This window comes from Candidatus Polarisedimenticolia bacterium, assembly GCA_035764505.1.
In the GTDB taxonomy this organism is placed as follows: domain Bacteria; phylum Acidobacteriota; class Polarisedimenticolia; order Gp22-AA2; family AA152; genus AA152.
Map to the genome: position 1 here is coordinate 1 of DASTZC010000235.1, position 7,762 is coordinate 7,762.

The 7,762-nt window shown below is 65.6% G+C and carries 6 protein-coding genes; 2 read left to right on the forward strand and 4 right to left on the reverse strand.

All coding sequences use genetic code 11. The annotated features are described in order from the left end of the window. The 3 genes from dnaE to xrtH all read right to left on the reverse strand — a co-directional run. On the reverse strand, positions 1–1,772 hold a 1,772-nt coding region (dnaE, locus tag VFW45_15660; GenBank protein HEU5182221.1), incomplete at its 3' end, for a DNA polymerase III subunit alpha. Positions 1,773–1,908: 136 nt separating this feature from the next. Continuing rightward, on the reverse strand, positions 1,909–2,943 hold the full coding sequence (locus VFW45_15665; protein HEU5182222.1) for a hypothetical protein: 1,035 nt from the start codon (positions 2,941–2,943) through the stop codon (positions 1,909–1,911). Then, positions 2,900–3,418, reverse strand: a complete 519-nt coding sequence (gene xrtH / locus VFW45_15670; GenBank protein ID HEU5182223.1) for an exosortase H — start codon at positions 3,416–3,418, stop codon at positions 2,900–2,902. Before xrtH ends, VFW45_15665 begins: the two co-directional genes overlap by 44 nt. A 265-nt stretch (positions 3,419–3,683) precedes the next feature. Between xrtH and VFW45_15675 the strand changes: the two genes are divergently transcribed. Both VFW45_15675 and VFW45_15680 read left to right on the forward strand, forming a co-directional pair. Next, positions 3,684–4,874, forward strand: a complete 1,191-nt coding sequence (locus VFW45_15675; GenBank protein ID HEU5182224.1) for a HAMP domain-containing sensor histidine kinase — start codon at positions 3,684–3,686, stop codon at positions 4,872–4,874. A gap of 6 nt (positions 4,875–4,880) precedes the next feature. Then, positions 4,881–6,212: a sigma-54 dependent transcriptional regulator gene (locus tag VFW45_15680; protein ID HEU5182225.1), complete on the forward strand. Its 1,332-nt coding sequence runs from the start codon at positions 4,881–4,883 to the stop codon at positions 6,210–6,212. A gap of 79 nt (positions 6,213–6,291) precedes the next feature. Here VFW45_15680 and VFW45_15685 read toward each other — a convergent pair whose 3' ends face one another. Beyond that, entirely contained in the window at positions 6,292–7,488 is a 1,197-nt protein-coding gene (locus tag VFW45_15685; GenBank protein HEU5182226.1) for a hypothetical protein, read from the reverse strand. Positions 7,489–7,762: the final 274 nt, after the last annotated feature.

The following is a 7,762-nucleotide window of genomic DNA, read 5'->3' on the forward strand; positions in this document are numbered from 1 at the left end:
TTCACCTGCACGCCGTGCTCGCGCTCCACCAGCCCCAGGCAGTCCTGCAGCAACGTCAGCGTCTTGAGCCCCAGGAAGTCCATCTTGAGCAGGCCGATCTTCTCGATCTCGTCCTTGGCGTACTGGGTGATGACCTCCTGGTCCTTGGTCACGCACAGCGGCGCGTACTCGACGATCGGCCGCGGTGAGATTACGACGCCCGCGGCGTGCGTGGAGGCATGGCGGGCCAGCCCCTCGAGGCGGCGGGCGACGTCCAGAAGACGGCGGATCGCTTCATCCCCCTCGTAGGCCGACTTCAGCTGCGGCACCGAGGCGAGGGCCTTGTCGACCGTGGCGTCGAGCTCCGGCGGGACGAGCTTGGCGATCCGGTCGACGTCGCCGTAGGGGATGTCGAGCCCGCGGCCGGCGTCGCGGATGACGGCGCGCGCCGCCATGGTGCCGAAGGTGATGATCTGCGCCACGTTCTCCTGCCCGTACTTGTGGCGCACGTAATCGATCACCTCGCCGCGCCGGCGCATGCAGAAATCGATGTCGATGTCGGGCAGCGACACCCGCTCGGGGTTCAGGAAGCGCTCGAACAGCAGCCCGTACTGCAACGGGTCGATGTCGGTGATGCGCAGGCAATAGGCGACCAGCGAGCCCGCCGCCGATCCGCGCCCGGGTCCGACCGGGATGCCGCGCTCGCGCGCGAAGCGGATGAAGTCCCAGACGATGAGGAAGTAGCCGGGGAAGCCCATCTCCTTCACCATCCGGATCTCGGAGTCGAGGCGCGCGGCGTAGTCCTCCAGCGGGTGGCGCAGCTGGCCTAAGGAGAGCAGCCTCTCCCATTCCGTCCGCCGCCGGTCGAATCCCTCGCGCGCCACCTTCTCGAAGTAGCCGTCCACATCCTGGCCTTCCGGCACGGCGAAGCGCGGCAGGTGGTTGCCGGAGAGCCCCAGGTCGAAATCGCAGCGCTCCGCGATGCGCAGCGTGTTCTCCACCGCCTCGGGAAGGTGCGCGAACACCTTGGCCATCTCGTCGGGAGACTTGAAGTAGTGCTCCTGCGTGTACTTCAGCCGCTCGGGGTCGTTCACCGTCTTGCCGGTCTGGATGCAGACCAGGACCTGGTGCGAGAAATGGTCCTCGCGCTGCAGGAAGTGGCAGTCGTTGGTGCCGACGCGCGGCAATCCGGTGCGCCGGGCGATCGCCTCCAGCCCGCGGTTGACGCGGACCTCCTCGGGGATCCCCTGGTCCTGGACCTCGAGAAAGTAGTTGCCTTCGCCGAAGATGTCGCGCGCCTCGACCGCGGCGCGCTCGGCCCCCTCCTCGTCCCCTTTCATGAGGCGCGTGGCGACCTCGCCGCCGAGGCAGGCGGAGGTGGCGATCAACCCCTCGGCGTGGGCCGCCAGGAGCTCCTTGTCGACCCGCGGCTTGTAGTAGAAGCCGTCCAGGTAGGCCTGGGTCACCAGCTTCAGGAGGTTCTCATACCCCTTGCGGTTCTGGACGAGAAGGATCATGTGGTGATAGGCCTTCTCGCCGTCGCGCGGCGGCGTGCGGTCCTGCCGGCTGCCGGGCGCGACATAGATCTCGCACCCGAGGATCGGCTTGATGCCGCGCTCCTTGCATTTCTCGACGAAGCGGATTGCGCCGAACAGGTTCCCGTGGTCGGTGATGGCGACGGCGGGCATCTTGAAGGCCACGGCCTGATCGACCATCTCCTCGATGCGCTGGGCGCCGTCGAGCAGGGAGAACTGCGAATGGTTGTGCAGATGGACGAAGCTTCGGGAGCTCATCGCGCGTCTCGTGAGGGGTGGTTTGCCGCCGCGCGCGAGGAGCGATCCCCGCCGGACGGTGCGGCCGGCGGGATCCTACCAGAATCTATCGAGGCTCCGATCGGCCTTCGGCGCAAAAAAAATCAGGGAGCGCGGCTCAGGGACGGGAGCCGGGAGGCACCGCGACGATTCCTTGCGGGCGATAGGGATCGGCGCTCCCCATCGACTCGAGCAGGAACGCGACGCGCGCGCGCTCGGCCTCGTTGAGATCGCGGGCGGCGGCGGAAAGCAGCACCGTGACCGCCTCGTCCCGGAGGCCGCGGCCCTGCAGCGCCTCGCCCAGCCCGATCTGGACGGCGGTTTCGGCGGAGCCTTCGCGCAAGGCCGTGCGATACTGCCGCTCGGCCCGCACGTAATCGCCCTGTTCGACAAACTGGCGGCCCAGGAGTCGGTGGGTGCGCTGGTGCAGCGGGTTCCCGTCGCGCAGCCGGATCCAAAAGGTGGCGCCCGCAACGATCAGGAGCGCTGCAATGCCCCCCGCCAGGGCCTTCCGGCGAGGGCTCATTCTCGGCTTCCAGTTCCCAGGATGAACGGAAGGCGCATCCTCCCCCGCCCGAGGCGCTCCGCGGAGCCAGTCGCTCGGATCGATTCCGCCATTCCATAAGGCAACGATCAGGACCAATAGGAAAGGCACGAACTCCAGGGGAATGGCGTAGAGGATGTACCAGACGATCTGCAGCGCGTTGTACTCCCAGGGCAGCAGGACGACCCATCCCTGCATCTCATAGAGGGATTTCGCGTCATGCATCGCGCAGGAAATCGCCGCCACGGTCAGGTCCTGGGCGAGCGCCATGCTGGCCAGGAGAGCGAAGCGCCGGACGCGTCGCCGCCACGGAATCGACCAGGAGACGAGAAGAAGCGCCGCGATGAGCGCCAGGTGGGAATGCTGGTTTTCCGGCCGTGTCGCGGAGGCGGGCTGACCCTCGAAATGGGCGATCCACTTCAGGACAGGACGGACGACCGCGGCAATTCCTCGCCAGTAGCCTGTCTCGATGCCGGCGGATTCGGGCAGCGCCTCGAATGCGAGATAAATCGCAAACGCCGCCGTCGCGCGGAGCGCCTCGCGCAGCAGCGGCAGGCGGCGCGCTTCAGGGGCTGACGGGAGAGCGGCTCGCGGTGGCCGGGCGGGCAAGGTATCGCCCCCACAGGAGGAACAAGCCCAGGGACAGGACTCCGATCAAGGTCTGCCAGATGTAGACGTGGAACAGCTCCAGCCGCGCGGGAAAATGGCGCGCAATCAGGTAAAGGTTCGAAAGCCGCACCAGGTTCAATCCGAAGACACCGAACATCGCCAAGCCGATGCCGATGGCGCGCCGCGACCAGGAAGCGGGAAAAGCGAGGATGGCGCTGGCGCAAAGGCAGAACGCATCCACGCCGTTGCACCCGAGCTCGACCGATAGGCGCGCGGTCCCCGCCTGGACCGACTGTCCATCGGCGGCATAGCCGCTCTCGATCTGATTGGCCATGGCGGCCGCCCAGCGGGCGTTCGCCGCCGTCCACGGCTCGACGAGCGCGCGGCTGACGGGCGGGATGAGGAAGAAGAAGTGGCCCAGGATGAAATAGGCGCCGAATTTCAGGGCGAAGGCTCGGAACTCTCCCTGCACCATGGCTGGCTCGCCTCGGATTCGTCTGGGGATGCAATGGCAGCCATCTTAGAGCGCCGCGCTGCGCTGGCGCAAGAACTTTGCGAAGGTCGTCGTTGACAAATCACTCCGGTCGGCGTATGTAACTTGCGTCACCTTCGCCACAGCTTGGGGGAAAGCTCAGCGGGACTGAGAGGGTACCGCCGCGCCTCGGACTATCTATTGGAGGTCGGTGTTGAAGCTCCCCGTGTCCCTATCCTTGCGACCCACTTTCGAACGCGCGCTCCTCGTGCGCCATCTTGCGTTCAGTCTGTCGGTTCTGTTCGCCTTCGCTTACAGCGAGCGGCTGGGAATCGGCAACTCCTTCCTCGCCGTCGCCGGAGCAGCGGTCGCGCTGAACGTGGCCATCGGACTGCTCCCGCGCCGCCATCTCCCGCCGCTGCTCGCCGAGACTCTCTCGCTGGTCTTTGGAGTCGCGGGTTGGTGCTGCATGGCGTATCTCGCCGGCGGAGTTGCTTCTCCCTTTTCCCTCGGCCCCGCAATCGAAATCCTGCTCTCCATCCTGGCGAGCAGCCTGTCGGTCACCTTCCTGGTGACGGCGGCGGGAATCGGAGGCCTCTGGGCGCAGCAGGCGCTGCTCGCCGCGAGGACGCGCTCCGATCTCCCCACTCTCTTCATGGCTACCACCTTGTTCCTCTTCATGGGCGTCCTGGCGGCGGTCGTGGTCCTGCGCGGGCGGCGCCAGCACGAGGAGCTGTGCCAGCGCGGCGTGGAGCTCGGGAAGCGCCTCTCGTCTCTCGAGGAGGAGCTGCAGACGCTGCGGCCGCTGGGGCGCTTCGGAGAGGACTGGGCCCAGGTGGCTCACTCGCTCAAAGGAGCTGTCGCCAACCTGCGGGGCTACTGCCACCTGCTGGAGATGCACCCTGACGGCAGCGACGCCAGCCTCCAGGCCTGGCGCGGGCTGCGCGACGCGGTGGACCGTCTCGAGTCGACCACCCTCGAGGTCCTGCGGCCCCTGCGGCGCGATCGCTCGTCGCCGTCGCCGGCAGTCGAGATGCGCCTGGCGATCGAAGAAGCGTTGCGCGAGGTGTCGCGGCGGCACCCCGGAGTGCGCTGGAGTCTTTCCGGGAGCTGGGAGGAGGCCGGATTGAGGGTCCCAGCCGGGGTTCTCCGAGAGGTGATGGTCCTGCTGGCCCAGAATGCCGCTGAAGCAATGGGAGGGCGAGGATCTGTCACGCTTACTTCCATGCCCCAGGGCCCCGACCTCCTGATCGATGTTTCCGACAACGGGCCGGGCGTGCGCGCCGACATCGTGGATTCGCTTTTCAAGCCCGGCGTCACCACCAAGGAGAAGGGATCCGGGCTGGGATTATTCCTCGCCCGGCGCCTCATCGAATCGCACGGAGGCACGCTGGTCGCGGCCACCGAAGGCGGCGCCGGGGCCACGTTCCGGCTGAAGCTTCCGCTGGCCGGCGCCTGAGGACCCATGGAAGCCACTTCCATCCTTCTCGTCGACGACGACGCCGATTCGCTGCGATACATGGAGCTGGCGCTGCGCGGCCGCTTCCCCGCCGTCCTCACGGCGGAAGGCGGCGTGAGGGGCTTCGAGCTGATGCGATCCCGCAAGCCGCGGGTGGTCGTTTCGGATCTCCGGATGCCCGAGATCGATGGCTTGGCGCTGTTGGCGCTCGCCCAGGAGCATCTCCCCGGGACGGCGTTCCTCATGGTCACGGTGGAAAACGACGTGGCGCTCGCCGTGGAGGCGATGAGACGCGGGGCCCTCGACTATTACGTGAAGCCGGTCCCTCCCGAGATCCTGGTCGACTCGATCCAGCGCGCCTTGAGCGATCGAGCCGATCCGTTCCGTGAAGTGGCGCCCGACATCATCGGCATGAGCGCCGCGATGACGCGGGTCCGGCGCCAGATCGAGGAGGCGGCGCGCTGCGATCTGAACGTCCTCATCACGGGGGAGACGGGCACGGGAAAGGAGCTGACGGCGCGGGCGATCCATGCGCGGTCCGGCCGTGCCCACGGTTCTTTCGTGGCGCACAATTGCGCGGCGACCCCGGCCGACCTCTTCGAGAGCCTCTTCTTCGGCCACGAAAAAGGCGCCTTCACCGGCGCCGGAAGCGACCAGCGCGGCCTGCTGGAGGAGGCGGATGGCGGCACGCTTCTCCTGGACGAGATGGAATCGCTGATCGCCGCGCACCAGGGGAAGCTCCTGAGGGTCATGGACGACGGGGTGGTGAGGCCCGTCGGGTCCAGGACCCAAAGGGAAGTCTCGGTAAGGTTTCTTGCCACCACCAACCGCGATCCACAGCGCATGCTGGTAGAAGGCTCCTTCAGGGCCGACCTCTATTACCGGATGCGCGGCCTGGAAATCACCCTGCCGCCGCTGCGCTACAGGGCGGAAGACATTCCCCTCATCGCCGACCGTTTTCTCACCCGGGCGGGAAGGAGCCTGGATGGCGAGGCTCTCTCCCTGCTGGTGGATTACCCCTGGCCCGGGAATGTCCGGGAGCTGCGCAATGTGCTCGCGGCTTCTTGCGCCCATGGCCCGCAGCGCGTGCTGAAAGGTAAGGATCTGGTGTTTTGTCCGCGCGGTCCGGGCGCAGGGCATGAGCAGATAGCGGCATCTGCCGGACTGTCCGGTCTGGCGGGCTCGTCCCTTCGGGAGACCGAGCGGGAGGCCATCCTTCAGGCCCTCCAGGAAACGGGCGGGCAATTTGGCCGGGCCGCGAAGCAGCTTGGCATCCATCGCGCCACCCTGCGCCGGAAGATTCGAGAGTACGGAATATCTCCCGTCCGTTCGATGTGAGCACGACCTGAAGCACTCAAACCAATCAGACCCGTCCAGGTCACCTGTCAGCCGCGTTCCACGCGGCGGAGACGCTTCGCTATACCAAGGTGGGTTTGTGCTGGCGTAGAAAGAGCCAATACCCGGAGCCTAGCAGCAGAAGGGCCAGGATAATCATGGTCCACTCGCTAAGCGTGGGAACCGTAGGATCGGGATTGAGGTCCTCGATTATCGCCTCCATTCCAGGGACCACCTTCACGTTGATTCCGGCGATCCGATAGCCGGCGTTTTCCACCACGACCACAGGCTGGCCGGTCTCATAGGGAGAAGGCGCGAATCCGTCCAGAATCGAACCTGCCGCGGCTGCATTGGCGGCGACACTGGTTCGCAATCCTAGCCCGGCTGCTTCGAACTTGGTGTCCATCTCAGTTGCAATGACGGCGTTCGTCTTGCCGGTTGTATCGACCGTGAAGCTCACGGGGGATGCACCGGGCGTTGGAATGACGTCGAATTTCACGATGCCATTGAGGCCGTTCCTCTTGATCTGAAGGAGGTTGACGAGCCATAGGTCGTCCCCAATGTTGCCGGCATCCTTGTCGATCCAGTTCGATTCGAGATCACAAGGATCATCCTTCTCCAGTCGGATGTAAGCGGTCGGTGAAGAACCACTGACTCCAGGCTCCCGGATCACCACGAACCCACACTTGGAACCGGCGTCCGTTCGTCGGATTCGTAGGAAGGCCTGCGCGGTTGCAGAGGGGCTGATATCGGGACAGTCTGCGAGAGAGGTGCAAACGACCCACAGACCGTTCCCGATCTTTTGTTCGACGGCGTAGTCGGCCAGGGGTGTCGGGCATTCTGGGATGGCGCAGTTGCTGCACGCTCTCCGCTTGAAGCTGTTAAATACGCGGGCCGATACAACCTCTGCGCTGTCACAGGCGCAGAGGTCAATTGAGCCGCAGGCGCCGAGGGAGTGGACGGGGAACTCGATCGTCGCCGTGTCGCGGATGAAAAAGACGCCGGTAAGAATGCCCTTGGGGGTAGAAATGTTGGGCACATTGACAAAGGTACCGCCAGTCCAGTCCGGCGGCACATCCCCGGCGCATGCGCCGGGTGCCCGATCGGTCCAGGACGCCGCGAACGCCCCGCCACTTCGGTTTCCGCAATCGTCGCCGGCTAGGACAGGGGCAATCTCGTCATTGACAAAATCGAGCGTAACCGCCCCCCATGCGATCCGGCCAAAGCCCAGCAGCAAGAGCATTGCGAAGGTTCGAAAGCTCGCCTGCACCCATCGCATCGGACACCTCCTTCTCTTGTTGGTGTAATCGGCTGGGTGAAGGGCATGACCTTCCCCATACGAGCGACCGTGCGCCTTACCCCTAATCGGAAGGTTTCGCCATCTCAGGATTCCGAGGGCAGGAAGCGCCGGAAGAATGGGGGCAGGCGCCGTTCCCTCGGAAGAGAGCTCGCAACTTTGCAGGAAAAGAAGAAACGGGAGACAGCATTGGCTGCCTCCCGTCTTTCAGCTGGTAGCACCGACCCTCTAAGCGAGCGCCGGCCTCTGCTGCCGC